We start from the raw sequence: 18,783 nt of genomic DNA, 5'->3' as shown, positions 1-18,783 counted from the left end.
ATGTCAATTATCCACAGTCAATCCTGTTATCCTATAGTCGGCATGTTCCCCTTCTATGACCGAATTGTGATATAGTAGCCTCATCGTATTTATGTCATTATGATTTTCGAAGGATGTGCCTTATGTTTGACCCCAATATATTTGATAATTTAAAGGTTGGCATTGAGAATGTCGTCTATGACCTTGACAATCTGGATGAAGTTATTCATGTAATCGGCAGGGCAGACCTGCTGGATATGGCCGTTATGTCCAGAAGCTTCAGCCTTCGATTCGAGTTAGTTCAGCAGCCCATGACTTCGGCTGAGATTATTCTGGAGACGGGACTGCGTGATCTTGCCACTGAGATTTTGGAAATTTCGGAGGGACAGCCTGGCTGTGAGCTGAAGCTCCGCTTCTATAAACATATCGCAGATGTTTCCAGGGAATGTCCGGTCATTTCGCAGATCGTGGAGGAGATATGGAAGCCCGAACTTCGTCCGGTGCAAACGATAAGTTACACCTACGGCAACGATTCGCCTCAATTACACAACACCATTGAGCTTCGCTTTCCCCGCAAAATTAACGAAGAACAGATGGGGGATATCCAGAACATGATCGAGTTTATGCTTCGTACGCTGGGGGAATTAAACCGGATGTAACTAGCAAGGGGCTCTATAGTGTACAAGAATTAGAGAGGAGTGAGTTCTAGTGAAACGGTTCATTCTGTCTGCTGGGATCGGATTAACGATGATTTTCGGCATAAATTGGTTGATCCGCTTGGTGAAAGACGATACCTTTCTAATTGCACATTTTATACTAGGACTTGCCGGTATCATCATGCTGAGTTACTCCATAGGCAGCTATCTCATAAAAAGAAAGAGCCCACCCTATCATTAAATAGAGGTCGGGCTCTTCTGCTATATTCTTATGCAACCACCAATCGGATCCAGATATCCGATGGATCCTGGACTGCCCAGACGCCATCCCGCTGCTCCAGCTGCAAGCCGGCCTCACGGATACGCCCGGTGACGGCCTCAAGCTCCTCATGGCTTGGAAGCACAATGCTATAATCCTCGATTCCCGCAGCGCTCCGCGGGGTGTTCGGAATACCGCGTCCAGCCCATACATTCAGTCCGATATGGTGATGATATCCACCAGCAGATATAAACAGCGCAGCATCTCCGTAATGGGCCGTCACCTCAAAACCCAGCACGTCGCAATAAAACGCCCGTGCATCCTGCAGGCTGGACACATGGAAATGCACATGCCCGATCACGGTGCCTTCCGGAAGTCCATACCATTCCTTATCCTTGGATAAAGCGAGCAGACCCTCCACATCGACAGGATCGGTGGTCATCACGTATTCACCCTTGGCATCCCGCTTCCAGGTATCCTGCGGGCGGTCGGCATAAATCTCGATGCCATTTCCATCGGGATCATTAATATACAATGCTTCGCTGACCAGATGGTCGCCTTGACCAACCGGAATATTATGAGCAATTAAATTCGCAAGTGCGAGCCCCAATGATTCCCGGTCCGGAACGAGAATTGCAAAATGGTATAGACCCGCCGTTCGGGTCTGGGGTCTGACCAGATCCTGAACCTCCTCTACAATCAGCAGCGGCTGCTTGCCGTCCGCCGTCAGCTCGGCCACTCTGCCGTGTTGGCGAAGCATTTTCAAACCAACGACCTCCGTATAAAAGCGTACGGATTGTGCCAGATTGCTGATGCGCAGAGAAACCGGTCCGAGATTTGTGGATGGATGTAGTATGGCTGTCATGTTCTCACTCCTTAAATGTTGTTTGTATTCCAGAAAATATATTCATCTGTTCTATAAGGACAACTTGTAATCAAATCAGTTACATCTAACTTGTAATCATTATAGTTACAGGACGTGACTTTTGTCAAATACAGTAATTAACATTTCAACTATTTGCACTACTACCGCTAACAAAAAGAAAACGCCCTTCCCACACTAGGACAGAGCGTTGATCATCACTAATTTTCGTTTAATGTTCCATTAGCTGAAGCGTAGATATTCCTGATGATCTCTTCCAAACTCACCTCATGCAGCGTATTCTCCATCGCCTTCTGAGCGGCAGAGAAGACCGGTACAATGGCCGTTTGTATATGTTTGCCCACAGGACATTTCGCGTCCGAATTCTCGTGAATGCTGAACAGGGAATCCTCCTGCACGACGTGAACAGCATGATAAATATCCAGAAGCGTAATCTCGGCTGGATGCTTCGCCAGCTTCGCGCCTGCAACTCCAGGTTTAACCTCAACAAGGCCCGCTTTACTCAGCATGCCGACAATACGCCGTATGACCACCGGATTCGTATTCACACTCTCTGCAATATAATCTGAGGTGCTGATCCCAGCCTTATTCATCTCCAGCACGGAAAGAATATGGATAGCCACTGCAAATCGGCTGCTTATATTCATGTGATCCCTCCTGACGGTCCCAATCTTCAAATAACTAGCATGTAACCATCATAGTTACATTACACCGCAAAGTCAACGATCAAGCCCCGCCAAGAGCACGAAGTGCGCTATATCAATCCAAGGAACACGGTCCCTCCTATGTAATTTTAACGATTCGGATATCCGATATATTCAGGAGCTGCTCGCCAACTGGTCTGATGAAAAGACCACACTGGAGAATCTGATGATCCCGCCTGCGAAATAAAGCTCATCCCTTCATGAAAAAAAGCCTCTTTCACGCTATGGGTCAGTCCCATATGGCTGAGAGAGGCTTTTCACGTTTAGGATCCGCTGGATTTAGAACATCGGGAATACGTATTTGATAAGGAAATACAAGAAACCAAAAAAGATGATCAGATATGCAACGTACTTGATTAAAGTAGAAGCCACCCTGCTGGAGTCGCTGCGCTCCTCGATGTTCCGAGTCTCAATCTCCACGTCATGGTCCTGGCGCTGCCTGCTCATAGTCTCCACCTCCATCCGATTCTGTAGTGCAGATGATGGTAATCTCTTGAAGCTTACTACTCTTTACACACTCGTCAAGAGATTGAACCATTCTGCAAGGGAGACTGGAGTAATTGATAGTACCTTAGCAGGCCTTGTTATTTAAAGAAAGCCAATCATGGCAGGCAGCACGATGAAGGAAGCCAGTGTGGTCCACAGGATGCACCTGGATACAAGCTTCGGTGCGGCGTCATACTCTTCCGCAAGGATCACGGCGTTTACCGCCGCAGGCATGGCGGACAGAATCAGAATAACCGAGAATAATGTTCCCTTAATGGATAGTATCGCGAGCAAGCCCCAAGCCACTAACGGGCCGATCAGCATTCGCATCGCCATCCCCGACCAGAATCCGCGCCTTGTGACGGATAAAGACGTTCCAGCTTCCCGTACGCCTACCATCTGAGCGCCCAGAATCACAAGGGCCAGTGGCGCATAAGCTGCGGACAGCATGGATACGCCGGTTTCCAACCCTTGCGGGAGCTGGAAATCCGTCACGCGGAAGAGCACGGCGAGCGCCGCTGCGTAGACCGAGGGAAGCGTGAATACCGATCGGATCGCTTTGGCTGCCGAAAAATGTGATCTTGCTGCCAGATACACGCCTAATGTATTCATAATGATAATTTGTACAATGACATAGACGGAGGCTTTATCCAGCCCTGCCTGCCCGAAAGCCAGCAGCACGAGCGGAAGTCCATAATTCACGCTGTTGGTGAAGATGGTGGTCAAGGCAAGCCCGGATTTTTCCGTTTGGGACAGACCCAGCATTTTCCCGGCGAAGGCACTGAGTGCCCACAGGACCATCACGTTCAGAAGACAAAACGCAACCGTGACCGTGACCTCGTTCGAGGTTATAGAAGCCTTCTCCAGCGTCTCGAAGATGAGGGCCGGGCTTAACACATACAAAGACAAGGCCGAGAGCGCCTTGGTTTCGATTCCCTTAAAGCGTTTGAGCAGCGCTCCACCGATGACAGGCAGAGATATGGGCAGGAATACGCTATAAATCGTAGCTAAGAAAGAAGAGATCATGGAGTTCACCCTTAAACAAATTAAAATATCACGTTCTCTACATCCTACCCCATCCCTAAAGCATTCGTCCAAGATTCAAAGACTATAGGTCTAATAGGTATTCATTATGTAAGCCTCCTGATCACAAAGGAAACGACGGTTCCATTGCCCCGCGAGCTGTTGATCTCCAAGCCTTGCCCGTATATTTGCTTCAAGCGGCGGTCTGTGTTGATCATGCCGACTCCCTTGAGGTGTTTGTGGTTTCGCTGATCTTGCTCCAGCATGCGGCTGAGGTGCTTCTCATCCATCCCGACACCATCATCCGCGATAATAATCTTCAAGATTTCCGCTTCACTTGCAATGCTGATGCTCACGGTTCCCCCCTCAGCCCGTACCAGTATTCCATGAACAACTGCATTCTCCACAATCGTCTGCATGGCCAATGGAGGCAGCTCCAATTCCTGAACAGGAATTTCGTCCGCAATATTCCAATGGACGCGGAGCCGGTTACCATACCGTTCACCCTCAATATACAGATATGAACGAACCAGGCCCAGTTCCTGCTCCAGCGGTATAAGTCGCTGCAAGTTGCTGACATCATAGCTTGTTCTCAGATAATGGCTGAATTCCTCAATCAGCATAATCATCCGGGAAGGGTCGAGCTCGCCTAATGAAGCGATCGAATTTAATGTATTGTGCAGAAAATGCGGCTGGATTTGTGCCTGGAGCCAGGCCGCTTCCATATGCAGCCGTTCCTGAATGGACCGCTTCAGTTCCAGCAGTGCGCGTACCCTCGTTTTTAGTTCCAGATGATCCACCGGCTTAATCAGATAATCGTTGGCTCCGGACATGAACCCCATATGGATATCCTCGGGCTGGCTTCGGGCGGTCAGCAGCAGGATCGGAAGCTCGGCGAGCATATATCTCTGCCGAATACGTCTGGACAGCTCATATCCTGACATCTGGGGCATCATCACATCCGAAATGATCAGATCCCACTCGGCCTGCTCCAGTAATCGGAGGGCCTCCTCTGCCTGGGTCACGACAGTAATCCAATACCCTTCGCCAGAGAGCAATCCACGGATAACCTTCAGGTTAACCGGATCATCATCTACGACGAGCAATCTGAAGACGTCTTGATCCGAATACGGCTTAACCTCCACCGCTTCGGTCCTTTCCTTATCGGACACATCCATCTTATCAAATGCGGCCCCCGTCTCTTGTAATGGGGTTGAGGATGAAGCGGCCGCTGCGATCAACTCCTGAGTCTGCAGCTTCTCCTGTGCCGTAATCTCGTCCAGTTTCAAGGTGAACGTAAAGTAAGTTCCCTGTCCGGGAACAGATGACACGGAAAGATTCCCTCCATGCAGCTCGACCAGCTGTTTACAGATGCTCAGCCCAAGCCCCAAGCCGCCTCTTGCAGCAGTCAAACGGGAATCACCCTGCTCATAAGGGTGGAATATACGTCCCAGCGTCTCTTTCTCCATGCCGATCCCCGTATCACGAACATGGACGCGAGCGGTTGCCTGATCCGCATCCGCAGCTAGCTCAATTCGGCCATGCTCGGTGTACTTCAACGCATTATGGATCAAATTAAACAAAATCTGGACCAAACGGCTTTCGTCAGCGCGTACCTTAGGAAAGTCATCTGCGATCTTACATACCAACTCGATGGGTCTGCCTTCCGCCATCGGCCGGAGCATATCCAGCACACCCTGGGCTGCACCCTGAAGATGAACAGGCTGAATGTTAAGCCGCATTCGGTTGTCCTTCAGCAATGAAACATCCAGCAAATCATCCAGCAGCAGCGACATCCGCCGGCCAATTCCGGTTATCAGCTCAAGCTGTCTTTGATCCTCTTTCGCTGGTGCTTCTTGTTTCTTATCCCGATCCAGCAGCGTTTGTGCGATATTAATCATGCCGTGCAGCGGGTTCCGCAGTTCATGAGACGTATTCGCGAGAAATTCATCCTTCATCTTGTCTGCACGCTTCAGCCGCTCAGCCTGTTCCTTCAGAACGACAGCGTTTCTCGTAAAGCGGATGAACCAGAAGGAGGCGAAACCGAGAAATGCGATGATCAGATCAACCGGATAATACGGAAGCTCTTTGAAATACCAAAATCTAAGAATTCCGCTTAGCATAATATTGCAGGACACGGCAACGGCCGACAGCAATATGAATATCGCGGCCTCCGTCCGCTCATTGACCGCCTTTCTGGCCATTGAGGGCAGAAACAACACGGCACCTATTAATACCACGGACAAAAATTTAGTGAGATACACCATAAGATGAAACGGCAGAATCAAATAAACCACTGCATAGGAAACTGCCAGAATCACGTAGACCCGATAAAAGACCTCCTTGATTCTGGGCTGAAGCAGATGCTTGGTGCACAGAATCAAGCATAGAGAAATCGCCACATAACTGATAACCCTGAGCTTCACCGTCCATTCAAAATTAATGACAGGAAGCCAGGCAAGAAGCAGCTTATCATCGTCAACCAGCGTGGCAAGGAGAGTGACAAGAATGAGACCGGCAAAATAGTATAGGCCTTTGCTCCGATAGCCGATCAGATACAAAATAAACACATACAAGACATGAAGCAGTAACACGATGCACACCAGCAGCTGCATGTTTTCCGAGAATGCTTTCCCCTTCATGACCGCTTCAGCCGTTCCAAATTTGATGGGCAGCCGGATTCCGCCGGAATCCGGATATTGATAATTGCTCACTTCCAGGGTGATATCCAGCTCATTTCCAATGCCCGGTGGAAAGATTGCGACATGAGGCACATTCCTGGCGACATGAGTGTCTGGCGTATCAGACGGATGGCCTAATTCGTGCACTAAATCGCCATTGACGTACAAACGATAGGCCGTACGGATATCCGTGATCCAGATGCCATAAATTGCGCTCTGTTTCGGTACGAGCACCTTGAGACGATAGGTTCCGTATCCGATCTCGCTTCCGTTCTCGTTCAAACTCTTCCAAGGGCCGGGAACCTGCAGGCAGCATGAATCGGAGGCCGTCTGTGCTCCTTGATGATGCAGCCGTTCAGGGCCCCTCCATTGATTCGGATAAAAGATCCATTCCCCATTAAGAGCAACCATATTTCGGTCATCCGCCTGCCACCCCCGCAGATCTAACACCCCCTGCTGCTGGAACGAGACTTGTTCGGGTACCATGATGAACTTAAACCATACGAATCGTATGAAGAGTAATATCACGATAAATAATAAAGTAATCCCCAGCAATCTTCTGCCGGAGATCGGTTTGGATTCAGTGTTGGAATGGGTCGACAACCATAACAGTCCTTTACCTTATAATAATGAACCCTACATCATGTCCATTATTTTACATCGTTACAGGACCGCTGTCTTTAATTTCGACAAAGTTTCAGCTTAACCTACTGTCAGGCACACCCCTTACACAACCGCCTTCCCTTCACGCTGCAGCGGCCGGTATGGAAATAATTCTGCGGCAGAAACATGTTTTAACCTATAATAAGAATAAAATCTTTTCCTTCCCGACGCCTCATACAGCCACGAGAAAAAATCGAATATCGAATCATCCACCCATTTTCCGTTGTATTCAACGAGCGACCGCAGATAAGGGATTTGGAGTTTCACTTTGCCCTCCCACATGAAAATAAACGTGTTGACCTCCGCATTTTTTTGCAATAAAAAATGAAGTGTTTGCTCATCTAGCAAAAACTTCTCCTGGTCACATATGAATACAGGCCCCTCGTCTGTCGCTACGATGCCGATCAGCTTTGTGTTGAAATGAACATAGAAGCCTCTGCAATACTGGACATCCTTCCCCGCATCCAGCTCAAGCTCCCGAAACGATCCAAGCTCCAGCCCCACAGCCTTATGCAGCGAAGAATCCTTAAATCTCCGAATAAATTTCATAACCGAATGATGTACCTCCTGATTCTTATGATTCTCTCCAGAGTATAGGCGGCCATCCTCTACAATTTCTGAACAGGGCACCAGAATGCAGGTCTTCCTTCTTCGAACAATATAAAAAAAATCACCGAATGCATATCCGGTGATTACGCGCAATATAAGTGTTATTCTAGTTCAGGCTCTCAGTATGAGCTCCGTGGTTCCATTCGTCGTACCACTTTTTTATGTAAGGACTCGGCTCCTCACCCATCTCATCCCTTAATAATTGAGACAGAAGAGCGAATTGTCGGTGCACTTGTGCCGGATTATCCTGCATCACATATAATTTCATGAGTGAAAAATAGGCCTTCTCCTCCATGGGATGCTGCCTCTGGATCGAGGAATAACACAATATGGCCTCATCCATACGCTCCTGTTCCACATACCAGTCCGCCATGCATAAAGAAGAAGTAAGCCATAACTCCTTCAAGCGCTGCCGTTCTCCCTCTGCCCACCAATAATCATATTCCTGCAGGTAATCGCCTGTGTACAGCTTCATCATTTCAATATGCCGATCAATCGAAGCGGCCGACACGGAAGGGTTTGACGAGAACCAGTTCTCCCATTCCTCGATGTCCAGCTGTACGTCCTCTATATTCAGCACGTAGCCTTCCGTCGTGTTGGTAATCTGAAACCTAGTGTCGTAAGGCTCCAGGGTCTTTCGGATGTGATAAATGGCGGTATACAGCTGCGGATATGCCTTGTCCATATCGAACTCCGGCCACAGCATATCGATCAATGCCGACTTTCGAACAAGCTGCCCCCTATGCTGCAGCATATAGATGAATATCTCCTGGGCCCGGGTTGTCCGCCAATGGAGCATGGCAAATTGCCCTGGATCATTCGGCTGCTCGACCATCACTTGACGAAACATTGTCATCCGAATTTTGCGGTTGGGCTCCATAACCTCTTCCGGCCTTGCAGCAATGCGGCTTCGCAAGCGCTCCATCGTTTTGGCCACTCTGTCGATCTGCACGGGTTTCACAATGTAATCGACCGCATTCAATTCAAATGCAGTAACGGCATACTCGTGATAACCCGTCACAAAAACAATGCACAGATGGGGCTTTTGTTCCAGAAGCTGCTCGGCCAGCTCAATTCCGTTTAATTCGGGTAAGCTGATATCCAAAAAAACGATATCCACATCCCGTGATAGAATTTCTTTTCTCCCTTCAAAGGGATTCGTGTACGCGCCTATTACATCTATAGAAATGGTATCCAGTTTTAACAGCTGCCGTTCTAAATACTTCAAGGCCAACGGTTCGTCATCTACGAGAATTACCTTCATTCATATTACTCCTTGGATTGGAAAAATACGGTCATATTTAACTATATTGATTCCTGCGCATTGTTGCAACAATCGATATCGCAATTATGACAATATACTCATTATTTTTTCTCTTGAAAAACTTATAATTCCAAGTATAATACTTGGTATAAAACTGAGAAAGAGTTTGCTAAGGGGGCCTTCAACTTGGAGTATCACGATAAAGAACCGGCATCTTTGTCCCTTGATGATTATCTCGATCTTCTGAATCTGGCCATTCGCTTGGGAGATACGAAGTGGCAGGCAGATATTATGGCCACGCTCCAGCAAATGCAGGAGCCGCAGTCCAAACCGCACATGAAAAAGGACGAGTGCACCGAGCAGGAGCTGTGGCAATGCGTGGATCAAATCAATGACCGCATGCTTGTCCTGTACAATGATCTGAAGGCAACGGATGATGAAGACATGCAGCGCGAGCTGCTGGATCAGATGTGGAGGCTTAAAATTGCGCGGGTTGAGGTGTTCCGAAAAATACGCTCGATATATCTATAAAACAAAGACGATTCTTCAGCTGGAAGAATCGTCTTTGTTTTATAGATGAGGATACCGCTCTCTATAATTATACATTCAGGTTATAATACACAAACTCATCATCCCTCGCGTACCCCGCGGATTCATACAACCGCTGCGCTTTCAGGTTATGCAGCTGCGTGGACAAAGTCAGCCCCTTGGCACCGGTTTGAACAGCATGCATTTTCGCTTGATCAAGCAATTTTCTGCCGATGCCATGCCCCCGGTAATCCGAATCCACAAACAGATCATTCAGAATCCATATGCGGGACATCGAGAGCGATGATAAGGATGGATATAGCTGTACATAACCTGCCGGAACCAGAGTATCTGCCGTCTTAGAGACTGCTAAATAAATAACTGAATCCCCTTGAGTGAGTCTCTCCCGGATATATTGCTCTGCCCCGGACAAGTCATCATCCCGCTTGTAAAATTGCCGATACTGATTGAATAAACCGGCTGCCTTGCCCAGATCCTGCAATTCTGCTCGATATACATAAATCTCCGCCTTCAAACATCCCACATCCTTTTTGTCCATCGTTAATTCTAGTGTACTGGGGACATGCAGGTGTTTAGAATGCAGATTTCAATGAATTGTTTGCATGGATAACCCTATTTAACCATCCCGATATCCGCTATTACGCTTGATGATATAACGCCCTGTATTCATCCTCCAGGATACTCATCATAATGGAGTCATGGTAACGGTGATTGTAGTACAGCGCATCACGCTGGACCCCTTCCCGTTTAAACCCTACCTTCTCGTATGCCTTAATCGCCCGTTCGTTATAATCAAACACCTGCAGCTCGATCCGGTGAAGATTAAGAAGTCCAAAGGCATATTCCAACAAAAGCCTGATCGCTTCCGGTCCATATCCCTTACCTAGATGCTCAGCGGAATCGATAGCAATGCGAATATTAGCATTCCGGTTTATATGATCGATGTCCTGCAGAGCTACGTCACCAATGACCTGATCGTTATCCGATAAAGCAATCAGGAGCAGCACGGTATCGCCGCCAACAGATTTAGCCTCAATATATCGACGAACGCCTTCCATCGTAAAAGCCTGTCTTGTCCCCGTCAGCCTCCGCATTTCCGGATTGAACAGCATCTGGAAATATCCTTCTGTGTCTTCTTGTCCGACGGGTCTCAAGTAGATCCGCTCGCCTTCCAGAAACCGTACCGGTTTCGGATTCCATATGGTTGAACTCATTGCCGTTGTAACCTCCTGTTTCCTCTGGAACTTGAAATCCCTTATACTATATCAATACATTGACCATATCCATATATGCAGATTCCAATAATTATAAAGGACAGATTCTATGAAACAGGTTCCCCTTAATCAAACAGAGATTACATCAGCGCTTGATGATTCCTCTATCCCTCTGTATGTGGGATTATATCAATATATCAAACAGGAGATTTCAGGCGGTCAGTGGCCTCATTCAGCCCGTCTTCCTTCCGTGCGCAAGCTTGCGGAGCTGCTTAATGTCAGCACCACGCCGATTGAAATGGCGTATCAGCAGCTGCTGGCGGAAGGGTTCATTGCCAGCAAACCCCGCAGCGGATACTATGTTCAGATGGCAGCCGATCCTCCCTTTTCGCCTCCTATACAAACGTCTTTACCAAAAGTGCCGATGCTTAAGCGCCACCGCTACTTCCCATACGACTTCCACATGTCGAAGAATGAATATCAATATTTCCCGCTGACGGAATGGAGAAAAACCTATAACCGTTGTTTGCAGGAAAATGCCACCACTGACATGCTGTTCTACGGTGACCCTCAAGGCGAGGAAGGGCTCCGTTACCAGATTGCAAACTACGCCAGGAGTTTTCGCGGGGTATCCTGTACACCTGAGCAGGTGATTATCGGCTCGGACCCGTTCCCTCTTCTGGATCTGGTCAGCCGATTGCTGCTTCCTTACGGACAGACTATCGCGGTAGAAGACCCCTGTTACCCGCAGCACCCGGAGGTTTTCCGGCAGAAGGGCTACGATGTCATTCCCATCCCCGTGCTTCAGGATGGGATCCATCAGCAGGAACTGCAAAGCAGCGGAGCATCCTTCGTATCCGTCTCCCCTTCCCACCAGTTCCCGACGGGGGTCATCATGCCCATCTCCCGCAGGCTGTCGCTTCTGCAATGGGCAGATGAGACCGGTGGTTTCATTATCGAGGAAGATTCTGATGGTGAGTTCAGATATGAGGGAAGACCGATCCCGAGCCTTCAGGGGCTGCTGCCCGACAGCCGTGTCATCTACCTGGGAGGGTTCTCGCAGGTGCTGTCCCCCGCGCTAGGCATCCAATATATGATTTTGCCGAACATACTGCTGCCGGATTATCATCAATTAAAGTTCCAGCTGTTTCTGGATTGTACGGCCTCTAAGCTGAATCAGATCACACTGGAGCGCTTTATGCGGGAAGGCCATGTCGAACGGCATCTGCGCAAAATGAGAATGAAACTCCGCAGAAAGCATGATCGCCTGATCAACGCCATTAGGTATCACTTTGGAGATCGCGCTCATATATCAGGTACCGGCTCCGGGTTTCACCTCATGCTCGGCCTGAGGCATCCCCTGTCCGAGGAGGAGCTGCAGACGATAGCCGAGGATCGGGGAATCCGCGTAAACTCCGCTTCCTATACGCGAATGACTAACCCTGATCATCCCAAGGAACCGGAGCATCGAGAGTTCATTCTCGGTTTTGGCGGACTGAGGGAAGATGAGATTGAAGCAGGCATTAAGCTGCTGGCTGACTGCTGGCTAGGCGACCTGCGTATCTAGGGAGCATTTTGGCATCGGCAGGCAGGCCATACTGCTTGCGGAACGCTGTATATTTTCACAACAAAAGGCTGCCCCCTTAGATTGAAGCAGGGGACAGCCTTCTGTTCATTTGGTCTGCAATGCGTCGGTAACGCCGGCAGATATTGTATTCTTCTCGCGGCGGTGGTTACACAGAACGGCCTACGATGACCAGATCCCGCTTGATCCCGTCAAGCTCCGCAACCCCGGGGAGCAGCCCCCACTGGTCAAAACCATACTTCTTCAGCAGCTTCAGGCTCGGTTCGTTATGACCAAATACAAACCCTACCAAATTGCTGACCTTAAGGCGCGGACTCTCCTCAATTGCCTTCTCAATCAGTATACTGCCGGCACCAGTACCGCGATATTTCTCGTTTACATATATGCTGATCTCAGCAGTTCCATTATAGGCTGGTCGCCCGTAAAAGGATTGAAAGCTCATCCATGCAACCATTCCATCATCAGAGTGCATGACCCACAGCGGCCGAAAATCGCTGCTGTGCTCTTCGAACCAGCGAATACGGCTCTCCACCGTAACAGGCTCCAGGTCGGCGGTTACTTTTCTGCCTGAAATCGTTGAATTGTAGATGTCCACAATGGCCGGCAAATCCTCTTTGACGGCGTAATCGATACGGTATTGATGCGTCATCATGTTCTACCTCCGAATAGATGCGTAATAAAGTCTCATAATGAGTGTAAGATGCCTTGCTCCATATGAGATCTATTGTACAAGAGGCAGCGGAAAAACGCTTCTATTTTCTTAGGGGGAGATTATTCACGAATGTATTGCCCAAGGAAAACTTTACTTACACTAAGGAACACGATACCCTAACATTAAAGGCATAACGACCGTTTTTCGAATAAGAAAGGAATGAATGCAAATGAACGAACGACTGCAAAGTTTGCAGCAATCCATGAATACACACGGCTGGGATCATGTGCTGGTGACAGACCCCAAGCATGTCTATTATTTGACAGGCTTTGCGAGCGATCCTCATGAACGCTTTCTCGGCCTGCTCCTCTCCCTTGCGAATGAGCCGGTGCTTATCGTGCCGGCTCTGGATGCCGATGCGGCCGGGGCTGCTTCAACGGTTAAGAATATTGTCACTCATCAGGATACCGAGAACCCGTATCTTTTGCTTAAACGGCAAATTCATGGGGCAGCCGGGACATGGGCCGTGGAGAAGGAACAGCTTACCGTCTCCCGTTATGAGCAGCTCCAGCAGCATGTGAACGCTGACCGCATCGATGATGTCGGTGTTGTTCTCCGGGAACTGCGAATCCGGAAGTCCGCAGATGAGGTGAAGATCATCAAGCATGCAGTCCGGCTGGTTGAAGAGGTTCTTACTCAAGGACTGGCCCAGGTAAAAATCGGCGTCAGCGAGATTGAGCTTGTAGCAGAGCTGGAATACTTGATGAAGAAGCTGGGCGCGGATGCCCCCTCCTTCGCCACGATGGTACTATCAGGTCCCAACACAGCGCTGCCGCATGGGGTCCCCGGAACACGCCGTATTCAAGCCGGGGATCTGCTCATGTTTGATCTGGGCGTATATGCCGGAGGTTATGCGTCGGATATTACCCGTACCTTTGCCGTAGGCGAACCGAAGCCTGAAGCCGTACACGTCTATGAGACGGTCCTCGCTGCGAACCTGGCCGGTATTAAAGCCGTCAAGCCAGGCGTAACCTATGGTTCGATTGACCGGGCGGCTCGTAAGGTGATTGACGATGCAGGATACGGCCATGCTTTTGTACACCGTTTAGGACACGGGCTTGGCATGGATGTTCACGAATATCCATCGATCCACGGCATGAACCAAGAACTCTTGCGGCCCGGTGCAGTATTTACAATCGAGCCTGGCGTTTACCTGCAAGGAGTAGGCGGCGTACGGATTGAGGATGATGTCATCGTAACCGAGAATGGCGTAGAAGTGCTAACCTCTTTCCCGAAAGAGCTGACCATCATCGGTTAACGTTGTTTTCATCATAGCAGTAAGCCCGAATGCCGTTATTGCAACGGTATTCGGGCTTTCTCTGTTTACAACGGCCTATTTGCTGTCTCTGATCCATGTTATCCTTGTACGCACCCGAGGCGAAAAAGCCATCCTGCCGGCACAACATTCGCCGTCAAGATGGCCCTCCATTCAATTCGCTTATTTCGCTTATCCCTGAACCAAGTCCAGTTCAATGTTGTCATCATTAAACACGTCTTTATCCACTTCATTCATAACTTTCCCTGTAATTACGCCGGCTGTCATGGAATCATTCACATTCAGAGCTGTACGGCCCATATCAATGAGCGGCTCTACGGATATTAACAGACCCGCCAGGGCTACCGGGAGGTTCATCGTCGACAGCACGATGAGTGAAGCGAAGGTTGCTCCGCCTCCAACACCCGCCACGCCGAAGGAACTGATCATAACAACCACGATCAAGGTAAGGATAAACGACCAGGAGGTTGGGTCCACACCGGCTGTCGGCGCGATCATAACGGCCAGCATGGCAGGATAAATGCCTGCGCAGCCGTTCTGCCCAATCGTGGCACCAAACGATGCCGACAGGTTCGCAATGCCTTCGGAGACACCTAGCTTTTTGTTCTGCGTCTGTACGTTCAGCGGGATGGTAGCCGCGCTGGAGCGTGACGTAAAGGCGAAGGTCAGGGTAGGGAACACCTTCTTCACATATTTGAGCGGATTGAACCCGAATATCGCAAGCAGCACCAGATGGATAATGAACATAACAATCAAGGCCACATAAGAAGCCAGCACGAAATCGATCAGATTCATGATGACCTGCAGATCCGTTGTGGCAATCGTTTTGGCCATCAATGCAAGAATCCCGTAAGGCGTCAGACGAAGCACAAGGGTCACGATACGCATGACGACGCCATAGACTGCCGAGATCATATTGCGGAAGGTTTCCGCCTGCTCCTTGTTTTTCCTGTCCAAACCGAGAACCGCTATCCCGATGAATGCGGAGAAAATGACGACCGCAATCGTCGAGGTTCTTCGCGCTCCGGTCATGTCGGCAAACGGATTGCTCGGAATGAAATCAAGGATCTGCTGGGGCAGAGTCCGGCCCTCAACATCTCCGAGCCGCTCTTGCAGAAGTGCGCCTTGCTGCTCTTCGGCAGCACCGCCTTGAATATTCACGGCAGACAAATCAAATGCCAGAGCGGTTGTAATTCCAACTGCTGCAGCAACCGCCGTCGTTAGCAGGAGCACCGTAATGATGAGGCCGCTCATTTTGCCAACATTCCGGCCTCCCTTCAGCTTCATGATAGCCGATATGATCGATACCATGATAAGCGGAATAACCATCATTTGCAGCAGCCGAACATACCCGTATCCAATCAGATTAAACCAGTCGGTGGATTTCACCACCACATCGGAAGTCGAAGTGTAGATGAGCTGCAGTGCCACTCCGAACAACACACCCAAGCCAAGTCCTGCAAACACTCGTTTGGTAAACGAGTAATGCTTTTTCTGCATCCAGTACAAAATGCCGACCAGCAGAATCAGAACAAGGACATTGATGATAACCCAAAGCGTTTCCATCCTAATCATTCCTCCCATTCTTGTATAAGGATATGTTGTATCATCCTCATGTCATAAGTGCGCTAGTATGTATTCATTTCCATCTCACGGCCCACTCTAAACATAACATTACCCATTCCCGTAGATTTCCTATCGAAATCGTTGTTTTTCAGCTGATGTTGATTATGTTGATCGGATTACCACTGCTATGCCTCTTCTATCTTATCATGTAAGTTTCAAGAGCAGAACCACAAATATTAACACAACCGCTTCGATCAGTTCATTCAGCGCCCCGTAAGTATCTCCCGTCAGTCCGCCAAGTCTTTGGCTCATCCTTTCCGCCGTTACCGTTCCGATTGCCCATGAAATGAACGGTATGAAAAAGAATCCCCCGATGCCCAGCAGCCAATAATCAGCGGTATCTGCCATGACCCATTGGAGACCTATGATGACAACTGTTAACAACGCAGCCATGAAGCCCGCCAGCCTTCTTCTTCCAGCGGTCAGTCCGTGAAACAAAGCCGCAAGCCCCTCACTCCCCCGCGCCATCGGCCAGCGATACATGGCATGAACCATGAACCATCGGCTCCAGACCGGAGCAAGCACCAGCAGCCAAGCTTCCTGCTTCCAGGACCCCTCCGATAAATCCCATACGGACATAATCAAGGCAGCCTTCAGCAGGAGAAGCAGCATACACGCCATGACCCCCATCGCACCTACGCGGCTGTCCTTCATAATCTCCAGCATCCGTTCGCGTGACCGATGACTTAGCAGGGCGTCCGCACTATCCATCCAGCCGTCCAGATGAAGCCCGCCCGTCAGCGCTACCCATACGATCAGCAGGATGACAGCAGCAGGAAATGAAGGCAGCACAAAGCTCAAGCCGATTCCCAAACCGACCACAATCAGACCGATAACAGCGCCTACCCATGGATAAAAAACAACGCTCCGCTGCTGAACCTCTGGCGTAAAGGGAATCTCGCGCCGAATTGGAAGCCTCGATAAAAATTGAAAAGCGGCCGCAGCCGCCTGTATCATCTTGCTCATATGAGGTACTCCTTGCTCTTGATTTCCACCGGAATTCCCGCGGTCACCAGAAATACTTCGTCACAGACCCGGGCCAGCCTCTGATTCATAATCCCGGCCCAGTCGCGGTATATCCTGCCCAGCGGATATTCGGGCACAATGCCCGACCCCACTTCGTTTGTCACCAAAATGACCAGGCCCGGATAGACCTGAACCGCTCTTGCCAGCCTGCCGATCGAAAGGCCCAGACGCTCTTACATCACGGCTGTTCCTTCAGGCTCAGCCTGGAGCAGTACATTCGTAAGCCACAGCGTAAGGCAGTCCACCACTACGGCCGGAGCATCTGAAACCGTTTCGCCAAGCGTGTCCAGCAGCTCTGGCAAGGCAATTGGCTCCTCCACCGTCTGCCACCCATAAGCGGAATCATGCCGCCGGTCTTGATGGATGCGGATGCGTGCTTGCATCTCATCGTCATAAGCCTGCGCAGTCGCCACATACATTCCGGATTCAGCCCGCTTCATGCACAGCTTCTCCGCGAATGAACTCTTCCCGCTTCTTGCCCCTCCCGTGACCAGCACGCTTCCTTGTTGGCTCATACCGATCCCCCGCTGATTCCGGCGCTTTCAAACGTCGCCATCTCCTGCATGATCCTGCAAGCCGCTTCCACCAGATGCAGGCACAGCACGCCGCCGGTTCCTTCTCCAAGACGCATGTCCATTTGCAGCATCGGGTGAAGTCCCAGTTCTTCGAGCAGAAGAACATGCGCCTGCTCATGCGAAGCATGAGAGGCAATCATATAAGCGAGGGCTTCCGGACAAATCGATTTTGCAATCAAAGCCGCCGCACTGGAAATAAAACCGTCGATGATAACAGGGCATCCGTGTGCAGCTGCACCGAGGATCAGCCCCGTCAATCCGCCGATTTCATAACCCCCGACTTTGGAGAGCACATCCAGAGGATCATGCGCATGCGGTTGATTGACTTGTATAGCCTGCTCCACAACGTTAATCTTATGTATCAGCCGCTCATCGGTTACGCCAGTTCCTCGTCCCACAACCTCAGAGGGTTGTTTGCCTGACAGAACCGAGAAGATCGCGGCGCTTGGCGTTGTGTTCCCAATGCCCATCTCACCGGTCACGAACATCTGCGTCCCCTGGGAAGCCAGCTCTGCCGCTATCTCTGCTCCGGTTATGATGGCTTGCAGCGCTTCCTCTCTGGTCATGGCCGGTCCTTTAGCCATATTGGCGGTTCCTCTGCCAATGTTCCTGGAGAGGAGCTTCTCATGGTTCAGCTCTGTCCCGACACCGATGTCAACACAATGAACGTCGGCTCCCGCCTGGCGAGCCAGCACGTTAACAGCTGCGCCTCCATTCAGGAAGTTCATGACCATCTGAGGCGTCACCTCTGCCGGAAATGCGCTGATGCCTTCCTCACACACTCCATGGTCCCCGGCCATGACAACGACAGATTTTTTTGTAAACGACGGCTTGATGTTGCCTGTGATCCCGGCTAATTGAATTGCAAGCGACTCGAGCTTGCCAAGGCTCCCCGGAGGTTTCGTCAAGGTGTCCAAATAGGCTGCGGTCGCGGCCTGCACTTCGGCATTCAGAGGTTTGATGTTAGCCGTTATATCGTTCAAATGATCCGTCAAGGATTTACTCAATTCAAA

Annotated in this window: 18 protein-coding genes and 1 pseudogene; 5 read left to right on the top strand and 14 right to left on the bottom strand. The window is 49.8% G+C overall.

Annotated features, from left to right (window positions below; all coding sequences use genetic code 11):
- Nucleotides 1-122 precede the first annotated feature (122 nt).
- Both B9D94_RS05520 and B9D94_RS05515 read left to right on the top strand, forming a co-directional pair.
- The gene (locus tag B9D94_RS05520) at nucleotides 123-638 is read left to right on the top strand and encodes a hypothetical protein (protein ID WP_006212280.1); all 516 of its coding nucleotides are present in this window, start codon (nucleotides 123-125) and stop codon (nucleotides 636-638) included.
- 49 nt (nucleotides 639-687) lie between these two features.
- A complete protein-coding gene (locus B9D94_RS05515; RefSeq protein WP_076151558.1) occupies nucleotides 688-876 on the top strand; it encodes a hypothetical protein in 189 nt (62 codons plus the stop codon).
- Nucleotides 877-904: 28 nt separating this feature from the next.
- On the opposite strand, the gene B9D94_RS05510 is transcribed toward B9D94_RS05515, so the two are convergent.
- The 7 genes from B9D94_RS05510 to B9D94_RS05485 form a co-directional block, all read right to left on the bottom strand.
- Nucleotides 905-1,759, bottom strand: a complete 855-nt coding sequence (locus B9D94_RS05510) for a VOC family protein (protein ID WP_006212282.1) — start codon at nucleotides 1,757-1,759, stop codon at nucleotides 905-907.
- 218 nt (nucleotides 1,760-1,977) lie between these two features.
- A complete protein-coding gene (locus B9D94_RS05505) occupies nucleotides 1,978-2,424 on the bottom strand; it encodes an Rrf2 family transcriptional regulator (protein WP_036639749.1) in 447 nt (148 codons plus the stop codon).
- 336 nt (nucleotides 2,425-2,760) lie between these two features.
- Complete coding sequence (locus B9D94_RS30885) at nucleotides 2,761-2,928, bottom strand: hypothetical protein (RefSeq protein ID WP_006212284.1); 168 nt, start codon at nucleotides 2,926-2,928, stop codon at nucleotides 2,761-2,763.
- Between the two features lie 141 nt (nucleotides 2,929-3,069).
- Nucleotides 3,070-3,993: an AEC family transporter gene (locus B9D94_RS05500; RefSeq protein ID WP_036639751.1), complete on the bottom strand. Its 924-nt coding sequence runs from the start codon at nucleotides 3,991-3,993 to the stop codon at nucleotides 3,070-3,072.
- 104 nt (nucleotides 3,994-4,097) lie between these two features.
- Complete coding sequence (locus B9D94_RS05495; RefSeq protein ID WP_172963908.1) at nucleotides 4,098-7,274, bottom strand: ATP-binding protein; 3,177 nt, start codon at nucleotides 7,272-7,274, stop codon at nucleotides 4,098-4,100.
- A 123-nt stretch (nucleotides 7,275-7,397) separates the two neighbouring features.
- The gene (locus B9D94_RS05490) at nucleotides 7,398-7,883 is read right to left on the bottom strand and encodes a hypothetical protein (protein ID WP_006212289.1); all 486 of its coding nucleotides are present in this window, start codon (nucleotides 7,881-7,883) and stop codon (nucleotides 7,398-7,400) included.
- Between the two features lie 166 nt (nucleotides 7,884-8,049).
- Nucleotides 8,050-9,207 carry a response regulator gene (locus tag B9D94_RS05485; RefSeq protein WP_006212290.1) on the bottom strand — a complete coding sequence of 386 codons (1,158 nt, stop codon included), beginning with the start codon at nucleotides 9,205-9,207 and terminating at the stop codon, nucleotides 8,050-8,052.
- 186 nt (nucleotides 9,208-9,393) lie between these two features.
- Between B9D94_RS05485 and B9D94_RS05480 the strand changes: the two genes are divergently transcribed.
- The gene (locus tag B9D94_RS05480) at nucleotides 9,394-9,738 is read left to right on the top strand and encodes a hypothetical protein (protein ID WP_063480450.1); all 345 of its coding nucleotides are present in this window, start codon (nucleotides 9,394-9,396) and stop codon (nucleotides 9,736-9,738) included.
- A 67-nt stretch (nucleotides 9,739-9,805) separates the two neighbouring features.
- Here B9D94_RS05480 and B9D94_RS05475 read toward each other — a convergent pair whose 3' ends face one another.
- Together B9D94_RS05475 and B9D94_RS05470 are read right to left on the bottom strand one after the other, a co-directional pair.
- Complete coding sequence (locus tag B9D94_RS05475; RefSeq protein ID WP_306084866.1) at nucleotides 9,806-10,279, bottom strand: GNAT family N-acetyltransferase; 474 nt, start codon at nucleotides 10,277-10,279, stop codon at nucleotides 9,806-9,808.
- Nucleotides 10,280-10,394: 115 nt separating this feature from the next.
- Nucleotides 10,395-10,970 carry a GNAT family N-acetyltransferase gene (locus tag B9D94_RS05470; protein WP_063480451.1) on the bottom strand — a complete coding sequence of 192 codons (576 nt, stop codon included), beginning with the start codon at nucleotides 10,968-10,970 and terminating at the stop codon, nucleotides 10,395-10,397.
- A 109-nt stretch (nucleotides 10,971-11,079) separates the two neighbouring features.
- Between B9D94_RS05470 and B9D94_RS05465 the strand changes: the two genes are divergently transcribed.
- Complete coding sequence (locus tag B9D94_RS05465; protein ID WP_148246584.1) at nucleotides 11,080-12,537, top strand: MocR-like pyridoxine biosynthesis transcription factor PdxR; 1,458 nt, start codon at nucleotides 11,080-11,082, stop codon at nucleotides 12,535-12,537.
- Nucleotides 12,538-12,703: 166 nt separating this feature from the next.
- Here B9D94_RS05465 and B9D94_RS05460 read toward each other — a convergent pair whose 3' ends face one another.
- The gene (locus B9D94_RS05460) at nucleotides 12,704-13,204 is read right to left on the bottom strand and encodes a GNAT family N-acetyltransferase (protein WP_063480453.1); all 501 of its coding nucleotides are present in this window, start codon (nucleotides 13,202-13,204) and stop codon (nucleotides 12,704-12,706) included.
- A 232-nt stretch (nucleotides 13,205-13,436) separates the two neighbouring features.
- Between B9D94_RS05460 and B9D94_RS05455 the strand changes: the two genes are divergently transcribed.
- On the top strand, nucleotides 13,437-14,525 hold the full coding sequence (locus tag B9D94_RS05455) for a M24 family metallopeptidase (protein WP_148246583.1): 1,089 nt from the start codon (nucleotides 13,437-13,439) through the stop codon (nucleotides 14,523-14,525).
- 189 nt (nucleotides 14,526-14,714) lie between these two features.
- On the opposite strand, the gene B9D94_RS05450 is transcribed toward B9D94_RS05455, so the two are convergent.
- The 4 genes and pseudogenes from B9D94_RS05450 to cobT form a co-directional block, all read right to left on the bottom strand.
- Entirely contained in the window at nucleotides 14,715-16,109 is a 1,395-nt protein-coding gene (locus B9D94_RS05450; protein WP_006212297.1) for an L-cystine transporter, read from the bottom strand.
- Nucleotides 16,110-16,313: 204 nt separating this feature from the next.
- Entirely contained in the window at nucleotides 16,314-17,135 is an 822-nt protein-coding gene (gene cobS, locus B9D94_RS05445; protein WP_148246582.1) for an adenosylcobinamide-GDP ribazoletransferase, read from the bottom strand.
- Nucleotides 17,132-17,710: pseudogene (gene cobU, locus B9D94_RS05440) on the bottom strand (bifunctional adenosylcobinamide kinase/adenosylcobinamide-phosphate guanylyltransferase). The gene cobS and the pseudogene cobU overlap by 4 nt, the downstream one beginning before the upstream one ends.
- Entirely contained in the window at nucleotides 17,707-18,777 is a 1,071-nt protein-coding gene (cobT, locus tag B9D94_RS05435; RefSeq protein ID WP_148246581.1) for a nicotinate-nucleotide--dimethylbenzimidazole phosphoribosyltransferase, read from the bottom strand. Before cobT ends, cobU begins: the two are co-directional and overlap by 4 nt.
- Nucleotides 18,778-18,783 lie beyond the last annotated feature (6 nt).

The sequence above is a fragment of the Paenibacillus sp. Cedars genome, assembly GCF_003184205.1.
GTDB classification, from domain to species: domain Bacteria; phylum Bacillota; class Bacilli; order Paenibacillales; family Paenibacillaceae; genus Paenibacillus_AQ; species Paenibacillus_AQ glucanolyticus.
This window is presented reverse-complemented; position numbering and strand designations above follow the sequence as displayed.